Source organism: Pantoea sp. ME81, from assembly GCF_903970985.1.
Taxonomy (GTDB): Bacteria; Pseudomonadota; Gammaproteobacteria; order Enterobacterales; family Enterobacteriaceae; genus Pantoea; species Pantoea communis.
In genome coordinates, this window is sequence record NZ_CAJCKS010000113.1 from 1 (window position 1) to 16128 (window position 16128).

19 protein-coding genes and 2 pseudogenes are annotated in these 16128 nt (G+C 51.5%); 10 read left to right on the forward strand and 11 right to left on the reverse strand.

Annotated elements, in window-relative coordinates:
- Window positions 1-34 precede the first annotated feature (34 nt).
- On the forward strand, window positions 35-994 hold the full coding sequence (locus H7A81_RS18445) for an FAD:protein FMN transferase (protein ID WP_182058346.1): 960 nt from the start codon (window positions 35-37) through the stop codon (window positions 992-994).
- Here the strand turns inward: H7A81_RS18445 and dcuR are convergent.
- From dcuR to H7A81_RS18465, 4 genes are all read right to left on the reverse strand, one after another.
- Window positions 988-1707, reverse strand: a complete 720-nt coding sequence (gene dcuR, locus H7A81_RS18450; RefSeq protein WP_034821922.1) for a two-component system response regulator DcuR — start codon at window positions 1705-1707, stop codon at window positions 988-990. The two genes, H7A81_RS18445 and dcuR, sit on opposite strands and share 7 nt — an antisense overlap.
- Window positions 1704-3335 (reverse strand): sensor histidine kinase, encoded by a 1632-nt coding sequence (locus H7A81_RS18455; protein ID WP_034821920.1) that lies wholly within the window; start codon window positions 3333-3335, stop codon window positions 1704-1706. Before H7A81_RS18455 ends, dcuR begins: the two co-directional genes overlap by 4 nt.
- Window positions 3336-3464: 129 nt before the next feature.
- Window positions 3465-4001: a peptide-methionine (S)-S-oxide reductase MsrA gene (msrA, locus tag H7A81_RS18460; RefSeq protein ID WP_039334791.1), complete on the reverse strand. Its 537-nt coding sequence runs from the start codon at window positions 3999-4001 to the stop codon at window positions 3465-3467.
- Window positions 4002-4065: 64 nt separating this feature from the next.
- Entirely contained in the window at window positions 4066-4632 is a 567-nt protein-coding gene (locus tag H7A81_RS18465; RefSeq protein WP_182058347.1) for a flavin reductase family protein, read from the reverse strand.
- A 106-nt stretch (window positions 4633-4738) separates the two neighbouring features.
- Between H7A81_RS18465 and H7A81_RS18470 the strand changes: the two genes are divergently transcribed.
- On the forward strand, window positions 4739-5242 hold the full coding sequence (locus tag H7A81_RS18470) for an ATP-binding protein (RefSeq protein WP_182058336.1): 504 nt from the start codon (window positions 4739-4741) through the stop codon (window positions 5240-5242).
- A gap of 64 nt (window positions 5243-5306) precedes the next feature.
- On the opposite strand, the gene H7A81_RS18475 is transcribed toward H7A81_RS18470, so the two are convergent.
- The 3 genes from H7A81_RS18475 to H7A81_RS18485 all read right to left on the reverse strand — a co-directional run bounded on the left by H7A81_RS18475 (window position 5307) and on the right by H7A81_RS18485 (window position 7098).
- Window positions 5307-5735: a hypothetical protein gene (locus tag H7A81_RS18475; RefSeq protein ID WP_182058337.1), complete on the reverse strand. Its 429-nt coding sequence runs from the start codon at window positions 5733-5735 to the stop codon at window positions 5307-5309.
- 69 nt (window positions 5736-5804) lie between these two features.
- Window positions 5805-6197 (reverse strand): VOC family protein, encoded by a 393-nt coding sequence (locus H7A81_RS18480; protein ID WP_182058338.1) that lies wholly within the window; start codon window positions 6195-6197, stop codon window positions 5805-5807.
- A 364-nt stretch (window positions 6198-6561) separates the two neighbouring features.
- A complete protein-coding gene (locus tag H7A81_RS18485; protein ID WP_182058339.1) occupies window positions 6562-7098 on the reverse strand; it encodes a hypothetical protein in 537 nt (178 codons plus the stop codon).
- A 598-nt stretch (window positions 7099-7696) separates the two neighbouring features.
- Here H7A81_RS18485 and umuD point away from each other — a divergent pair.
- The 6 genes and pseudogenes from umuD (at window position 7697) to H7A81_RS18510 (ending at window position 11525) form a co-directional block, all read left to right on the forward strand.
- Window positions 7697-8131, forward strand: a complete 435-nt coding sequence (gene umuD, locus H7A81_RS18490) for a translesion error-prone DNA polymerase V autoproteolytic subunit (protein ID WP_182058340.1) — start codon at window positions 7697-7699, stop codon at window positions 8129-8131.
- Window positions 8115-9377 carry a translesion error-prone DNA polymerase V subunit UmuC gene (gene umuC, locus H7A81_RS18495; protein ID WP_182058341.1) on the forward strand — a complete coding sequence of 421 codons (1263 nt, stop codon included), beginning with the start codon at window positions 8115-8117 and terminating at the stop codon, window positions 9375-9377. The genes umuD and umuC overlap by 17 nt, the downstream gene beginning before the upstream one ends.
- Before the next feature lie 154 nt (window positions 9378-9531).
- Window positions 9532-10128, forward strand: a complete 597-nt coding sequence (locus H7A81_RS18500; RefSeq protein WP_182058342.1) for a DsrE family protein — start codon at window positions 9532-9534, stop codon at window positions 10126-10128.
- A 67-nt stretch (window positions 10129-10195) separates the two neighbouring features.
- Window positions 10196-10381, forward strand: a pseudogene (locus H7A81_RS27735) (sigma 54-dependent transcriptional regulator); the annotation flags it as partial.
- A 257-nt stretch (window positions 10382-10638) separates the two neighbouring features.
- Window positions 10639-10899, forward strand: coding sequence for a hypothetical protein (locus H7A81_RS18505; RefSeq protein ID WP_034821873.1), 261 nt, complete (start codon window positions 10639-10641; stop codon window positions 10897-10899).
- A 314-nt stretch (window positions 10900-11213) separates the two neighbouring features.
- Window positions 11214-11525 carry a hypothetical protein gene (locus H7A81_RS18510; protein WP_034821870.1) on the forward strand — a complete coding sequence of 104 codons (312 nt, stop codon included), beginning with the start codon at window positions 11214-11216 and terminating at the stop codon, window positions 11523-11525.
- A gap of 32 nt (window positions 11526-11557) precedes the next feature.
- Here the strand turns inward: H7A81_RS18510 and H7A81_RS18515 are convergent, their stop codons facing one another.
- The 4 genes from H7A81_RS18515 to H7A81_RS18530 form a co-directional block, all read right to left on the reverse strand.
- The gene (locus H7A81_RS18515; protein WP_182058343.1) at window positions 11558-12616 is read right to left on the reverse strand and encodes a YeiH family putative sulfate export transporter; all 1059 of its coding nucleotides are present in this window, start codon (window positions 12614-12616) and stop codon (window positions 11558-11560) included.
- A gap of 158 nt (window positions 12617-12774) precedes the next feature.
- Window positions 12775-13287 carry a GNAT family N-acetyltransferase gene (locus H7A81_RS18520; RefSeq protein ID WP_034821865.1) on the reverse strand — a complete coding sequence of 171 codons (513 nt, stop codon included), beginning with the start codon at window positions 13285-13287 and terminating at the stop codon, window positions 12775-12777.
- A 169-nt stretch (window positions 13288-13456) separates the two neighbouring features.
- A complete protein-coding gene (locus tag H7A81_RS18525; RefSeq protein ID WP_182058344.1) occupies window positions 13457-14140 on the reverse strand; it encodes an outer membrane protein in 684 nt (227 codons plus the stop codon).
- Window positions 14141-14250: 110 nt separating this feature from the next.
- Window positions 14251-14544 (reverse strand): hypothetical protein, encoded by a 294-nt coding sequence (locus H7A81_RS18530; RefSeq protein WP_202403471.1) that lies wholly within the window; start codon window positions 14542-14544, stop codon window positions 14251-14253.
- Window positions 14545-15083: 539 nt separating this feature from the next.
- On the opposite strand from H7A81_RS18530, the gene otsB reads away from it, so the two are divergent.
- Together otsB and H7A81_RS18540 are read left to right on the forward strand one after the other, a co-directional pair.
- On the forward strand, window positions 15084-15872 hold the full coding sequence (gene otsB / locus H7A81_RS18535; protein ID WP_182058345.1) for a trehalose-phosphatase: 789 nt from the start codon (window positions 15084-15086) through the stop codon (window positions 15870-15872).
- A pseudogene (locus tag H7A81_RS18540) lies at window positions 15869-16128 on the forward strand (alpha,alpha-trehalose-phosphate synthase); the annotation flags it as partial. The gene otsB and the pseudogene H7A81_RS18540, both read left to right, overlap by 4 nt.

The window sequence follows — 16128 nt, forward strand, 5'->3', positions numbered from 1 at the left end:
ACTGGCGTGCAATATGGCGGGTAAACGAGGCTCTATGACCGAAGGCGTCTACTCTTACTCCGCTGTTCTGATGGGCTCCCCCATTCTGCTCAAACTGTTCGACGATAATCCCACCTTAGCCCGTCAGGTCTTCCAACTTATCAAGCAGCAGGAAAACCTGTTCACCGTCAATCGTGCCGAATCCGAAGTGATGTCGATCAACCAGGCAGCGGGTTGCCATGCAGTGCGCGTCAGTGAGGCGGTGTTCCGCCTGATCAGCGTGGCACATGCCGTCAGTGTGTCACCCGGCAGCGCTTTTAACTTCACCATCGGCCCGGTGGTCAAACGCTGGAAGATTGGTTTTCAGGGGCGTGCCGTGCCTCCCGCCAATGAGATTGCCGCACTGTTGCCGCTCACCGATCCACATCAGGTGATCCTCAATCCGGAGGATTGTTCGGTATTCCTGCAACAGCCGGGCATGGAGATCGATCTCGGGGCCATCGCCAAAGGGTATATCGCGGATGTGGTGCAGGCGTTTTTACGCCAGCAGGGCGTGCCGCAGGCGCTGATCAATCTCGGGGGCAATGTGCAGACCCTCGGCGCACCGCCGCATGAGCCACAAGGCTGGAGCATCGGCCTGAAAAAGCCGTTTGGACGCGAGAATGAACTGCTGGGTGTGCTGCAGGTGCAGGGGAAATCGGTGGTGACATCGGGAATTTACGAGCGCTATTTCGAACTGGACGGCAAGTGCTGGCACCATATCTTCGATCCGCACACCGGCTATCCGCTGGATAACGAGTTGCTGAGCGTGACGGTAATTTCCGACCGTTCGCTGGATGGCGACATCTACACCACGCTGCTGTACGGCATGGGCGTGGAGCAGGGACTGGCCTATCTGGCCGACCAGCCCGATCTGGATGCGGTGTTTGTGACGCGCGATCGACAGATCATCTGCTCTTCACCGCGCCACTTCCAGTTCCAGCAGCGCGATTTCGCCTGGCAGCTGCGTTACTGACAATATTGCTGCAACAGCGAATGGTATTCCGGCTGTAAACGATAGCGATACACCGGACGGCCGGTGGCGCCGTAATGAATGCTGGTGAACAGAATATTAATCTGCGCCAGCCAGATCAGATATTTACGGCACGACACGCGCGAAATATTCACTTCCGCCGCCAGCTCATCGGTGGAGAACTCATGGCCGGGATGGGCATCAATCCACTGACACAAGGTGCGCAGCGTCTGCGGGGTTAAGCCTTTCGGCAGGCGCTTGTTGTCATGCTGCGTGGCGGGGTTGCCATGGATCAACAGATCGACATCAGACTGCTGATAGTAGTGCTGATTATCCATCAGCGACTTCTTCTGCCGCCAGCTGGTGAGCGCCTCTTCAAAACGCGGGAACTGGAACGGCTTGATCAGATAATCCACCACGCCGTAGTGCAGCGAAGTTTTGATGTTTTCGGCATCGGCAGCGGATGAAATGATGATCACTTCCACCGAACTCTGGGCTTTGCGCAGTTCCGGCAACAGATCGAGGCCATTCTCTTGCTGCATGTAGATATCCAGCAGCACCAAATCAATCGGGGTGTCGCTGTTGAACAGAATCTCTTTGGCCTGCTTCAGGGTCGAAGCGGTCCCGCAGCAGTGAAAGCCTTGAACCTGACCGATAAACGAGCGGTTCAGCTCAGCGACCATGGCGTCATCATCGACCACTAACACATTGATCATGCGGATTGGTTTCCTCCATCCCAGGGAAGTTGTACTAAAAATTGGGTAAATACGCCGGGTTCTGACTCAACGGTCACGCCGCCACCGAGGTTTTCCGTTTGCTGTTTCAGCAGGAACAGGCCCACACCACGGTTCTCTCCTTTGGTGGAGAACCCTTTATCAAAAATTGTCGCCAGATTGGCCGGCTCAATGCCGGGACCATCGTCACTCACTTCGCACGCCAGCCAGCCGTTCTGATAGTGCAGCATCACGTGGATCTCGCCTTCGGTCTGCTCGCTGAGCGCATCGATGGCGTTCTCCACCAGATTACCGACCACGGTGATCAGGGCCGCCATCTGGTCTTCGTTACCGCTGTCGGGCACATAGCTGGCATCGCTGATGGTCAGGCGATGACCGCAATCCGAAGCGCGATTGATCTTGCTCAGCAGGAAACCGGCAATCACCGGTGACTTGATGCGATCGAGCAAATAGCCAATTTCAGTCTGGTAATTATTGGCGGTTTTCAAAATATACGCTTCCACTTGCGCATAGTTTTTCATGTGCAGCAGGCCGAGGATCACGTGCAGCTTGTTCATGAACTCGTGCGAGCGCTCCCGCAACGCATCGACGTAGTTTACCATGCCCGTCAGACGCTGCATCAGTCGGCTGATTTCGGTCTTGTCCCTGAAAGTACAGACCGCGCCAATAATGCGTCCCTGGCTGCGCACTGGCACCGTATTGCACAACAGCAAGCGACCATTCACATTCAGCTCTTCATCACGACGCGCACGGCCGCTGTGCAGCACATCTCGCAGGTGTTGGTTGATCACCGAGGCATCATCAATGCCCTCGTTATCAATCATACCGCTGGACGATGGCTCATTAAGCAGGGTGCGCGCGGCCTGATTCACCAGCGTCACCTGAGCCTGATCGTCCATCGCCACCACGCCCTCTTTGACCGAGTTGAGAATTGCCTGACGCTGCTCAAACAGAGTGGAAATCTCGTAGGGTTCGAGGCCGAACAAGATGCGCTTCAGCACGCGCACCAGCACCAGGGTGCCAATCGCCCCCGCCAGCGTACCAATCAGGATGGTCCAGATAATGCTCCAGCGGCTTTCGTTGATCTGATCGGTCACGGCATCAAGGGAAATACCGATCGCCACCACGCCGATCTGCCGATCCTCCGCGTTATACACCGGAGTAAACACGCGCAGCGCTTTTGCCAGCGAACCTTTGTTCACCGAGACGTTTTCATGGCCGCGCAGGGCAGGCCCAATGTCTTCGCCGATAAAGTGCTTACCGACCAGTTCCGGATTGCGATGAGAATAGCGGATACCGTCCATATTGGTGACGGTAATAAACAGCAGATTGTTGCTCTCTTCCACGGCTTTCGCGATGGGCTGAATATTGGCGTTAGCCACCGGTTGCGTCAGCGCCTGCTGAATCTCCGGCGATCTTGCCAGCGTGCGGGCCACCGCCATGGCTTTATCTTCCAGCTGGGCGCGGGTTGAGGCACCAATCTGGAAGAAATAGAACATGTGCACACTCAGCAGCACCAGCACAATCACCGCGCTGAGCATCAGCGTCACCAGCGTGTTGAGTTTCATGGGCCGCTTGCGCGCGGGGATTGCGGGTTGAGGCGTGGTCATCATCGCTCCCTGAAGAGAAGAGGGCGCTATTATGACGCTTTAATGCAAAAAGGTCGTCATAAATGACGACCTTTGATGGTGATAAGCAGACTGGATGCGGCGTGCAGAGGCCGCATCCCAGGGGCTGGATTAGCCCTGCTTCACGCGGTTGGCAAAGCTCTTACGCAGCTTCTGCAGTTTCGGTGGAATCACCGCCATGCAGTAGCCGTTACGCTGGCCGGCGCCATCCCAGTAATCCTGATGGTAATCTTCTGCCGGATACCACTCTTTCAGCGGCTCGATGGTGGTGACCACCGGCACGTTGAGATCGGCCTGCGCACGGGCAATGGCGGCAATCGCTTCGGCTTCCTGCTCTGGATTCGCCGGGAAGATCGCTGAACGATACTGGGTACCGACGTCGTTGCCCTGACGGTTCAGCTGCGTTGGATCGTGCGTCGCAAAGCTGATATCCAGCAGGTCGCCATATTTCACTTGCTCGGGATCGAAACCGACGCGGATCGCTTCGGCGTGGCCGGTGGCACCGCTGCACACCTGCTCATAGGTTGGGTTCGGGCGCTCCCCGCCGGTATACCCACTTTCGACTGACTCCACGCCAATCACATCTTTGAACACTGCTTCGGTACACCAGAAACAGCCACCGGCGATCACCGCATATTCGGTTGCCATTGTTATTACTCCTGTCAGGTCGAAAGCGTTACTGTGAGGGCGCTCGAAGGCGAATTCAAGCCGCCTAAATTAACATTTCTGGCTTAAAATCATGGTGCTTGTCGAGCACGCTATTGCTCATTACGGTAAAACGTCCTTCGCCAGTGTAGTGCAGCGTCGGCGGAAATTCCGGTTTATCGGCCACGTGCGCTTTAACGATTTCGAAAATAAAGAAGCCGTAGTTATTCACCATCGAGTCGTCATACAGCTGACACTCAAAGCTGGCGAAGCACTCATCGATCAGCGGCGCATTCACCACTTTTGCCGGTTCTGGCGTGAGGTGAAAGGCATCGAACTTATCGAGGCGATCGCCATGGCAGTTACCAATCGCCACCACGCTATCCACTAAATCCGCCGAGGGGATGTTCATCACGCACTGTCCGCTTTGCCGAATCAGCTCATGGCTGTAGTTGCCGTTGGCGATCATGCAGCCCACCAGTGACGGCGAGAACTCCAGAATGGTGTGCCAGCCGAGCGTCATGATGTCGTGGTGATTTTCAAATTGCGAACTCAGCAACACCACCGGACCAGGTTCCAGATATTTCCGCGCCTTGCTGACCGGAAAGTCGATTTTGTGCAGGCGTTGACTCATCATGCGTCTCCTTATTTTTGCAGAGATAGCGTAAGTGTAGATGCCAGGCTTTACTGGACCGGCATTTAACGGCATGGTAGAGCGTCATTTTATCTGGAGCTGGCTAATGGAATCTGCGTCTGTGTCCACATCTCGTCCTGTTTTGCATCTGCTGTGCGGTAAAATCGCTGCCGGAAAATCCACGCTGGCGCACCAACTGGCCCAACAAACTGGCGCGGTGATTATTAGCGAAGACGCCTGGCTGGCGCATTTGTTCGCCGAAGAGATGCAGGATGTTGCGGACTACGTGCGTTGTGCGGGCAAGTTACGCAATGCGATGACGCCGCACCTGATATCGCTGCTGCAGTGCGGTGTGTCAGTGGTGCTGGATTTCCCGGCGAACACCGTCGGCCAACGTCAGTGGATGAAGGCGGTGATCCAGAGTGCTCAGGCGGAGCACCAACTGCACTTTATCGATGTGCCCGATGCGCTGTGCAAAAGCCGTTTGCATGCGCGCAACGCAGAAGGTGAGCATGACTTCGCGGCCACCGATGCGCAGTTCGAGGTGATCAGCAGCTACTTCGTCGCACCGCATGCGGATGAAGGGTTTAATGTGGTGGTGCACGGTTAAGAGTGAAGATGACTGGATTGATATTTGTTCCAGTCATCTAATATTGGCCCCTCAAAGTTTCCGGCTATTTATTGAGATGATTGATAATTCTTTTGAGGGTGTTATAGGGGCCTTCAAGCGTGATGTCATTACCATCGTTACTTATATAAATACGCTGAGATTTGAATCTTCTGTATTTCGCTATCTGCAGCTCATAATAACCTTGCTCAGTTTGCTGGTAATGGTATTTCTCCAGAACTGAATCCAGGTCGCTTTGGCGAATGGGGGTCTTAAATGTAAGCCACGCAATATTAGTAAGCCAAAAGCTTGCTGCAAGCCCGCATAGCATACCGGTAAAGCCACCGGTGATATTACCATGAGTTAATTGGGGTAATAGCCATTTGATCACGGCTGAAAGGAATAGGCCGATGAGAATAAAAAATGCAATTCTGAATCGGTCCTTTTGCCATTGTTTTATCAGACCAAGGCGATGAAGCGAATAGTGAAGTTTCAATTTTTGATTCCTTTCAAAATGATTGTCCGTTATTGATTGTAGCGTTATCAGTTGCTGGCTGGCGAATCGTTATACCGCGTTTTCCAATATCTGTTTTGCCTGCGTATATTCCCAGGACGTTATTTCAATCTTGTTGCCACTGAGATCGCTGAAGTAAAGAGACATAGAGACATCGTGATCACTGACGGTATAGGCGATTTTATTGCACTTGAGGATAGGTATCAGTTCGAGAAGCGCTGACGCCTGCACGGCAAAAGCCATGGTGTGGCCTGGGTGTTGGGATTTTCTCAGGAAGAGGGAAAGCGATGCGCCATTATTTCTGATGACCAGCGGCCCTCCTTGTTCAAACCAGAAGTACAGCGAGCTATCGCGGGTGAAGCCAAGGATTTCCTGATACCAGTGCTCTGCTTTTTCGATATCGTCAACGTAGACGTGGATATGGTCGATTTTGGTTATGTTCATTTGGCTCGATCCTTATTTGTGCTTTGGAGATGTTTGCTGAAGTAGTTTCGAGATACAACTGTCTGAGTGACCTGCTCCCCGTTGATTAATACATTGCGGTATATTAATCAACGGGGAGAAGGTCAGAACCGCCTGAAATTATTTGTGAGTATCAGCTTCTGCCGGGGTTCGCTTATGGGCATGGAGTGCGGATGATAATTGATGCTGAGGCGTTGAGCCAAGAGGTTATAGAAGCGGTAACTGCGGATTTTCTTGGGGTGAGGTTATAGTCATCCCAATCGTATTATCGGATACTTAATTCAATTGCATAGAGATGCAGATAATCCCCTATTCAAAACTAAGGCTTCAGCCATATTTACGAGTTTCAAGATGCAGTCGGGTCGTCAGAGTCCGAGCTATTTATATCCGCAAAATAGTTGAGAATATTGGAATTTTCTTTTCGCTTATCACGCATGTAAGCGGGGATTTTCTTTTCCCAGCTATCACCGAAAAGGGTAAAGTGATCGCTGATTGCGTGGATAACAGCTAACTTGAAACCTTTATCATACCCTGTAGGGGTTGGAATGATTTCATCACGGAAAGATATTACGATTAGGGGATCATTTTTCCATGCTTCAACGCGACCATGAAAAAAACCAAGATACCAGTTTATGCCTGCATCATCCTTCGAATCAGAGGCCTTTACCCTGCTCCATAATCTATCGTCATCATGATCATAGACGACGATACAATTATCATCGTTCCATCTCTGTTGGAGGCGGACTGCGTAATGCAGAATTGACTGACCAGTTTTGACATTAACTTTAGAGATAACGTCATACCCATATTCAAAGTCTTCACTGGCTCTTACAAAATCTTCGCTAAACTCAGCCTTCGTAATATACCTTTTCTCGATCCCCACGGAGCTTCCTGTCATCCTTAGTACGTTTTGAACTCTGAGCAAACATGTTGCGCAACTGCTCAACCTTTTCGTCAACAGTACCATTTATCTGCATGGTTCGAGCATGAAGATTGAGAATGTCAGCATTACTTTGTGGAGTGTGTTTCATTAAGAGCCTCCGTTGATCAATCCGTACAGTATAAACTGTGAGCAATAACAAATATAGCTGAAACTACTGTTGTGCAGGTAGTTAGCAGTTCTAAGCTTACCTGACATTTTACAGCTTAGGGCTGTCTGCCTGTCAGATTTGCAGCTGAAGTCCGTTTTGTTGGCTGACAGCATAAGGATATCCCTTTGACAGTAGATAACAGATTGCTGTAGCTGACGATATCAATGTGATGGATCGACATTTGGCGAACCTCAGCAGAATGACAACAGTAGGAAAGCAGAATAAGTAACGTTATGTGATTATTGAGTGTTCGATCTTCAGGATTCAGGGTCTGGTTGCAACTTAAATTCAGAGGAGCTTCAACGGCTTTCAGAAATCCTCCTCCAGGGATCTTGATCGATCAGAATAATCATGGATACTGTATATAAACACAGTATCAAGGTGCCCGTTATGCAATTGATTACCCCCTCTCAGTCCGATACAACGAGCCCGCTTCCGTTCTTTATGGAACGTGTGCCTTGCGGCTTTCCCAGCCCCGCTCAGGATTATATTGAGGACAGTCTCGATCTGAATAAGCTTGTCATCAGACATCCTAGCGCAACCTACTTTATCAAAGTCAGTGGCGATTCAATGTTAGGAGCAGGTATCAGTCACGGAGACTTACTGGTTGTTGACCGGTCATTATCTGCAGTTCATGGCGATATCGTCATTGCTGCCGTCGCGGGAGAATTCACGGTGAAAGAACTTCAAACTTCCCCACGCCTTCAGCTCATGCCCCGTAATACAAACTATTCTCCTATCGTTTTCGAGGCAGAAGAGGAACTGGAAATTTTTGGTGTAGTGACGTTTACCCTGAAAAGCCACAGATATGTTCGCGCTTGTTGATGTAAACAGTTTTTACACTTCCTGCGAAACTGTTTTTCGACCGGACCTGCAAGGTAAGCCTGTGGTTGTTGTTTCCAATAATGACGGATGCATAATTTCACGATCAGCAGAAGCGAAGGCATTGGGTATCGGTATGGCTGAGCCCTATTTCAAGCTACAGGATGAACTCAAACGCCAGAAGGTGCAGGTGTTTAGTTCCAATTACGCGCTGTATGGTGACATGAGTCATAGGGTGATGAATATTCTCGAAGAGATGGCTCCGAGGATGGAAATTTATTCGATTGATGAAGCTTTTCTCGACTTATCAGGCGTCAGGAGTTGTATCGATCTCGAGGTGTTCGGCCGTGACATTCGTAAGCGCCTGCTTAGAGAAACGGGCCTGACAGTTGGAGTCGGTATAGCCCCGACTAAGACTCTGGCCAAGCTGGCCAATCATGCCGCCAAGAAATGGAGCAAAACCGGTGGCGTGCTGGATATCTCCAATCTTGAGCGGCAAAAGAAGTTAATGGATTTAGTCGATGTGGCAGATGTGTGGGGCGTAGGGCGTCGCATCAGCAAAAAGCTGAATGCCATGGGCATCACCACCGCATTGGATTTGTCGGAGCAAAGCACCTGGGTGATCCGCAAGCACTTCAATGTGGTGCTGGAGCGCACCGTGCGGGAGCTGCGCGGTGAGCCCTGTCTCGAACTGGAAGAGTTTGCGCCCGTGAAGCAGCAGATTGTCTGCTCACGCTCGTTTGCGGGACGTATCACGGAGTACGCCGATATGCGTGAAGCGGTGTGCAACTATGCCGTGCGCGCCGCCGAAAAGTTGCGTGGCGAGCGGCAGTATTGTCGACAGATCGGCGTGTTTATCCGCACCAGCCCGCATGCGGAGGGTGAAATCTTTTACGGTAATCAGGCGATTGGTGAAATACAGATACCCACGAATGACACTCGTGACATTATCCGCGTTGCCACCGAGGCGCTGGATCGCATCTGGCGGGAAGGATGTCGCTATATGAAAGCGGGTGTCTTGTTAGGTGACTTTTACAGTCAGGGCGTGGCGCAGCTTGATCTATTTGATGATATCCAGCCACAGGCCAACAGTTCAGCATTGATGCATGTGATAGATCAGATCAATAAAAAAGGAAAAGGGAAGCTATGGTTCGCCGGACAAGGAATCCAGAAATCCTGGGCGATGAAGCGTGAGATGTTGTCTCCAGCATATACCACCCGTTACGCAGATCTCCCGGTGGCGAAGTGAATAGCGGATTAGCGCATAACATGAGCCGCCACTTTTTACCGGGCGTTAGGAAATGGCTGAATATGCCCGTATACCGCCACGATAAGCCGACAAAATGCCAATCCATGCCATACTTGGCAAGGCCGATTTTTCACGATGTCGCGGGGGAAAAGAGATGCGTTCAGTGGTGATTAGCGCAGTTGTCGCAGTAGCGGGTGGGGTATGCGGTGCCTTACTCAGCCAAAATGAAACCCTCTTTGCCGCGAAAGTGAGTGCCCCACCTTCCGATCCCGCCATCAAGTGGACCACGCCCGCTATTGCCGGTTACGGCAAAGTGCACTATGACGCCAGCAGTGCATTCCAGCCCAGCAGTGCGCTGAGTAACAAAGTGGTCTTCAAAGTCAGTCGTGGCGCGGAAGAACGCGGTCAGGTGAATCCGGCGCTGGAGCATGTGGCACAAGTGGTGAATACCTATGTGGCGGCCGGCGTGCCGGCAAAGCAGTTAAAATTTGTGGTGGCGGTGAATGGCGAAGCGACGCCCGCGATGCTGGAAAACACCCGTTTTCGACAGCTGTTTGGTGTGGATAATCCCAACCTTGCGCTGATATCGGCGCTGGAACAGCAGGGCGTCAAAGTCACGGTGTGCGATCAGGCGCTGGCCTGGCATCACTACGAACCCCAATGGATTGCAGATTCAGTGATCCATACACCTTCTGCACTCACCACGATGACCACGCTGCAAAATCAGGGGTACGCTTTACTGAGTATGTGATGCGTTTGTGGCTTTGCTGTCCCTGGCATGAACCTCAACGCCCTTATTGTGGCTTCTGCCAAAGGTTCTCTTCGATCAAAAACAGCTCGAAACCGTGCTGGAAGTCTGCCAACACACCTCAACATTATCTGAAGCGGGACGACATTTATTTTCGGTCTCGCGCCAGCATAAAAAGCAGCCGAATGATGCCGATCGCTTACGTAAATACCTCATACGCTTCGGGCTGAATTGGGAAGATATTCAGAAAAAATGAATGCCGTTCTTTGCGCCGCTGAAAGGAAATTTCCTGTGGGGTAGCTTCACACAGCTGAAATGTTTAAATCGCGCTGCGCTTTAAATTGTCACCAAACCTGAGGTGTTTTTTTCCTGGTATTGACGTTAGGTTTAATTAAAACATTAATTAAATCAATGGAGATACCATCCAGGAATAGACTGTTTTTTCTTCAAGACGCTGTAAATTACGCGGCGATTTTGCTTTAATTAACCGACGTAGCAAGATGAGAGGACAGCATGACAAAAGCCTATATAACAAAATATGCATTAACCCGGGGCATCTACATCGCAGAAGGTGAACTCAAAAATGATGGCGAGGTATTTGTACAGCGCCGCGATCGTGAGTACAACTTTGAGCAGTTTTTTAAGAAAAAAGAGTTTCAGCTAACCGAAGAAGAAGCGCTGGCGCGTGCGGATAAAATGCGTGCGGTGCAACTTAAAAAGTTGGCGAAGGAATATCAAAAACTCAGTGAGCTGGAATTTACGATTAAAGAGTGATCCTGATTAGATGGAAATCATCTAATTCACTGATTATAAAGGGTTGTGAAATTGATGTGGGTGTCCGAAAGAAATTCGTTAAGATTTCGCTAAAATAATGAAACCCCATTTCAATATCTACTAAAAAGTGATGTAACACGCCGCCTGCGGGCGGCTTTTTTAATTGGCTGACAGGGTGAAGGTTGCCCATCAATCCTGACATAGGAAGTGCGAATAGGTAACAATAGCGAAGCGGCGAAAGGTATTGCCGATTATGTTAATTCACAGACTTAGGTTACTGTAATATTACGGACCAATAATAAGCAGAGGTTCGCGTGCGCGAGAACGAGATTGATATCCATTATTACGCCACCGAAATCCGGAAATTAGCAGCATCGCATCAGGCTGGAGAAACACTGAGTGAGGTAAAATCCAGAGTGGATAGCCTCATTCAGCAAATGAAAGAGTCACTCGGCAGTGACAAAGCCTGGCAGGCGAAGAATTGGGAGGCGCTGTTGGATCAGTTGAATATCTATTTGACTAACAAGGTTGATCCGAAGTGGATGACGGTGATCTCTCATGCCAAATTCCGCATTAAAAGCCGCAGACAGACCGCCATTTATTCACGAAAACACTTCAAACAATAAGGCTTTTGCCGCCCGGTCGGGCGGCAAATAAGTTATCCAAGCCAATGGTGGATAGTGAGATTAATCGCGCCGCCGCCGACAATCAGCCAGATAAACAACATCAACCCTAATAACAGCGGACGCAGACCGGCTCGCTTCAGCTGACTGATATGGGTGGTAAGACCCAGTGCGGCCATCGCCATGGCGAGCAGCACGTTATCCAGCTGATTAATGACCGCAATCGCCGAGGCGGGAATCAGATGCGCTGAGTTAAACAGCGCCACCAGAATGAACGCCAGTGCAAACCATGGGAAAGTAATACGCTGTTTTCCCCCGCTGGTGGCCGGTGCGCTGCGGCGTACCATCACCCCGATCACCACCAGGAACGGTGCCAGCATCATTACGCGCAGCATTTTGGCGATCACCGCCGCATTTTCTGTTTCCGGGCTAATGGCATGTCCGGCCGCCACGACCTGCGCCACTTCATGCATGGTCGAACCGGTATAAATACCAAATTCACTCAGGCTCAGGCCCGGCAGTAATGGCGAAACGCTATGCCAAATCAGCGGGTAAAGGAAAATCGCCAGTGTACCGAAGATCACCACAGTCGCGACCGCCACCGCCACTTTGGACGATTCGGCTTTAATCACCGGTTCAGTCGCCAATACGGCGGCGGCACCGCAAATACTGCTACCTGCACCAATCAACCACGCGGTTTCACGATCCAGTTTCAGGATTTTACGTCCCAGCCAGCAGGCGAGGGTAAAGGTGCTGGTCAGCATCAGTACATCAATCACCACACCGCTGACGCCGACATCCAGCACCTGCTGGAAGGTGAGACGGAAGCCATAAAGGATAATGCCGAGACGCAGCAGTTTCTGTTTGGCAAACTGTACGCCCGCGTCGCAGTGATCGTGCACCGTCGGGTAGAGCGTATTGCCGAGAATGATCCCGCCGATGATGGCCAGCGTCAGGGCGCCTAACCCCAGCTGCGCGACCGACGGCAGATTACCGAGCCATGCCGTTGCCAGCGCAATGGCCGCCGTAAGCAGCAAACCGGGCGCGAAATGCGCCATACCCTGTGAGTGTTTGTGTAGAGAGATATCAGCCATAACGCCTCCTGTGTTGCCGTTATGATGCGGAGAGATGGCTTGAAAGAAAAACTGATTATATCGTTAGAACAAATCTGAATAAGTGGTAAAGACGGGGATGAACGCAGATAAAGGCGGAGAGGGCGCGGCGAAATCGGTGTTCGCGGCGCCTTGTCGGGTTAAATCACCATACCCAAAATTTGCAGCGTGCTGCGCTGCGAGGCGGTGACGAACGGGATGTCTTTGATGTGCTGCATGCCAAAGGCTTCCCAAAACTTACGTGCACGCACGTTTTCAGCCATCACTTCCAGCCACATGTAACCTTCCTGCTTCTCACGGGCTTCATTGATGATGCTTTGGAACATGATTTTGCCGAAGTTCTTACCGGTCTGATCGGGATTCAGGTAGAGCTTATTCAACATGGCGCCCGTCATGCCGGAATCAGGAACCGGTGTATTCCAGGTGACCTTGGCAAAACCTACCGGGTGATCGGTCTCGGCGATCAGCCAGCTCTCATTTTCTGCCGCGAGGCTGCTCTGCAGCACCGTCAGGCCATATTCTTTATCGATAAACGCATCCATTTCGTCGGTTGAAACCCACATATGTTTGAAATGCGCGCTGTAGGTCATGCGTCCCAGTTGGTGTAGCAGTTCCGCGTCCTCGGCCTGAGCCTTGCGTATGGTGAAATTCATGTAAGATGTCCTGTTATCCGTCCCTATTGATGGTCGTGCAGCCAAACGTTCCATCGCTGACTTTTCAGCAGGGTACTTTAACAGGGAGAGACGGTTCCGACACATGCTAAGTGTGGAATCAGAATAGTGATGCGCCCTCCGACTGGAGAGCGCAGGGATGCGTAAGGCATCAGAACAAATAACGGGCTCCCAGAACAAACTGGTTTTCCACCAGATGTGCTTTCATTTGCTCATCTTTAAGGCCACGAGCGTTCCCGAATGTATTGTATCCGCTCTCTATTTTGCCCATATCCACATGACGGTAGCCAAGGTCCAGGCTCACCTGCTCAATCGGCGTGTAGCTAATACCGGCGCCGACACTGTAGGTCGGGTTGTTTTGCGTGGTTGAAGCATACTGACGAGAGGAGTTGCCTTGCCAACCGCCTGCTTTGATTTTACTGACGCCGACGCCTGCGGTGCCGTACAACGCAACGTTATAGCCGATTTGATAGTCACGATACACGTTCAGCATCAAGCGCTGGACATCGGTTTGCAGATGGTTATAGCTGGAAGTGAAAGTCGATGAACCACTGGTGAATTCGGATTTCTGACCAAAGGTATATTCGCCTTCCGTGCGCCAGCCATTGCCCCATTGATAACCGGCTGCAAGCGCTGCCGCGCCGTTATGTGCCTTTTCATTGCCTGCAACAAATTGCCCCACGCCAGGACGTGCGCTGGTATCCATCTCTTTGGCACGTTGTTCACTTTGCAGATATTTTGCAGAGGCGTAATAGCCTTCACTGGTTTCGGCTGCAACAGCGCTGCCCGCAGCAAACAGCATAGGCATAGCAAAGATTAACGCATTAAGTTTCATATGATTCCGTTCTCATTCTTTATCAGGTAGAGAACGCATCATAAGAAAGGCCAATCACGAGAAAAATTCGGTTGAATACTTAGGCAACCTGGTAGAGTTACGTAAGGTAGCTAAGAGCCTAAACGCAAGGTTTCAGCGCGCCTGGCGGTCTCATAAACGTATTGCAGCATCGGCTCTAAATCGGCATCCGGCCCGGAGCTGATAATTTTGCCACGCAGCCACTCAATTTCGCTGGTGATGTCGGGATGGAAAATGGTGTTGTTCTGCGCATTACGCAGCCATTTCAGCAGAAAGTTATTCTTGCCGCGCACGCCGGCGGGTTTGCGCGTTTTTGCATTGATCTTCAGCGCCACCAAGATGCAGTAATAGAAATGCACGCGCTGACTGTAGCTCTGGGGGATCATAGGCTGTTACCCGCCATGACATCGCAAAAGTGTGAACCTGATCGGATTTTCATCGTCCTGAATGCCTGCCTGAAAGCGCCATTTGGCGCAGATATGGGCCTTTATCGGCCTTTTTTCCGCCTTGAATCGCGCGGTAACCGCACCATAAGCCAATCGGCGGCGCGGATGCAAGTAAGGAAAATCTGGTAAATGAGGCGTCACCAGGGAAAGAGGGCGGGCAAAATTTAAGGTCTTAAAAAAGCGAAGCGTTATAAAAGGAAAGGGGGCGATTTTTTGCCGTTGCAAAGACCTGAAACAGACACTTTTCACATGCGTTAACCCGCTACGCCTGGCAAAACTGTGATCTCCGTCTAGACTTAATGCTGACGATGTTCGCAGTCAGGTTGCTGTGTTGGCTATAAAGTTGTGCGTTTGTGGAGAGTTACCTATCGCAGTCCCCCGTTTTTGGCTCAATCTCCTCGCCTCAGTCCAGACATCCGACTGAAAACACCCAGCCTGACTTCGAACATCCTGTTAAAGCCTAATGAACAGGAGGAGACGTGACCCCTGCGGTTAATCAGAACAGCACCTTGCCGTCATTAAGTGGCGGTCTTTATGCCTTCTTTTTTGATGTCGACGGCACGCTAGCGACCATTCAGTCGCAACCCGAGTCGGTTTCCATCCCCGCATCGGTGCGCCAGCATCTGCAACAAATCTCCAATCTGAGTCATGGCGCCCTGGCGCTGGTATCGGGCCGTCCGATTGCGCAACTGGATGCACTGGTTGCGCCACTGGAAGCGCCCGCTGCGGGCGTGCATGGTGCGGAACGCCGTGACGCCAGTGGGCACGTGCACCGGCATTCGCTGCCTGGCGACATTGCGCAAACGTTGCAAACCGAACTGCAGCAAACACTCGACCAATGGCCAGGCACCCTGCTGGAAGTGAAAGGCATGGCGTTTGCGCTGCACTATCGCAACGCGCCCGAGTTCGAAAAATCCATCATGCAACTGGCGGAAGACGCCGTGACGCGCTTTCCTGCGCTGGCACTACAGCCGGGCAAGTGTGTGGTGGAGCTAAAACCGCAGGGCATCGATAAAGGTGCTGCGGTACGTGAATTTATGCAAGAAGCCCCCTTTATTGGCCGCATTCCGGTCTTCGTGGGTGACGATCTGACCGATGAAAAAGGATTTCTCGCCGTTAACGCCATGCAGGGCATTTCAGTCAAGGTCGGAGAAGGCGCCAGCCATGCGCGCTACCGTCTCGACAGCGTTGATGCGGTATGGCACTGGCTGGCGCAACTATTATTACAACTAGAACATGACATCGTCGGTAAGGAGTCAAGGTTATGAGTCGTTTAGTCGTGGTATCTAACCGTATCGCCATTCCGGATGGAGGCAAAGCCAGCGCGGGGGGTCTTGCGGTGGGCATTTTGGACGCGTTACGCACCACCGGAGGCTTGTGGTTTGGCTGGAACGGAGAAATCAGTGAATTCTCTGGCGAGGAAGAGGATGAGCCACTTTCGCAGATTGAACAGGATGGCATTACTTATGCCTCACTGCCGCTCAATCAGAACGATTACGATCAGTACTACTGCCAGTTCTCTAA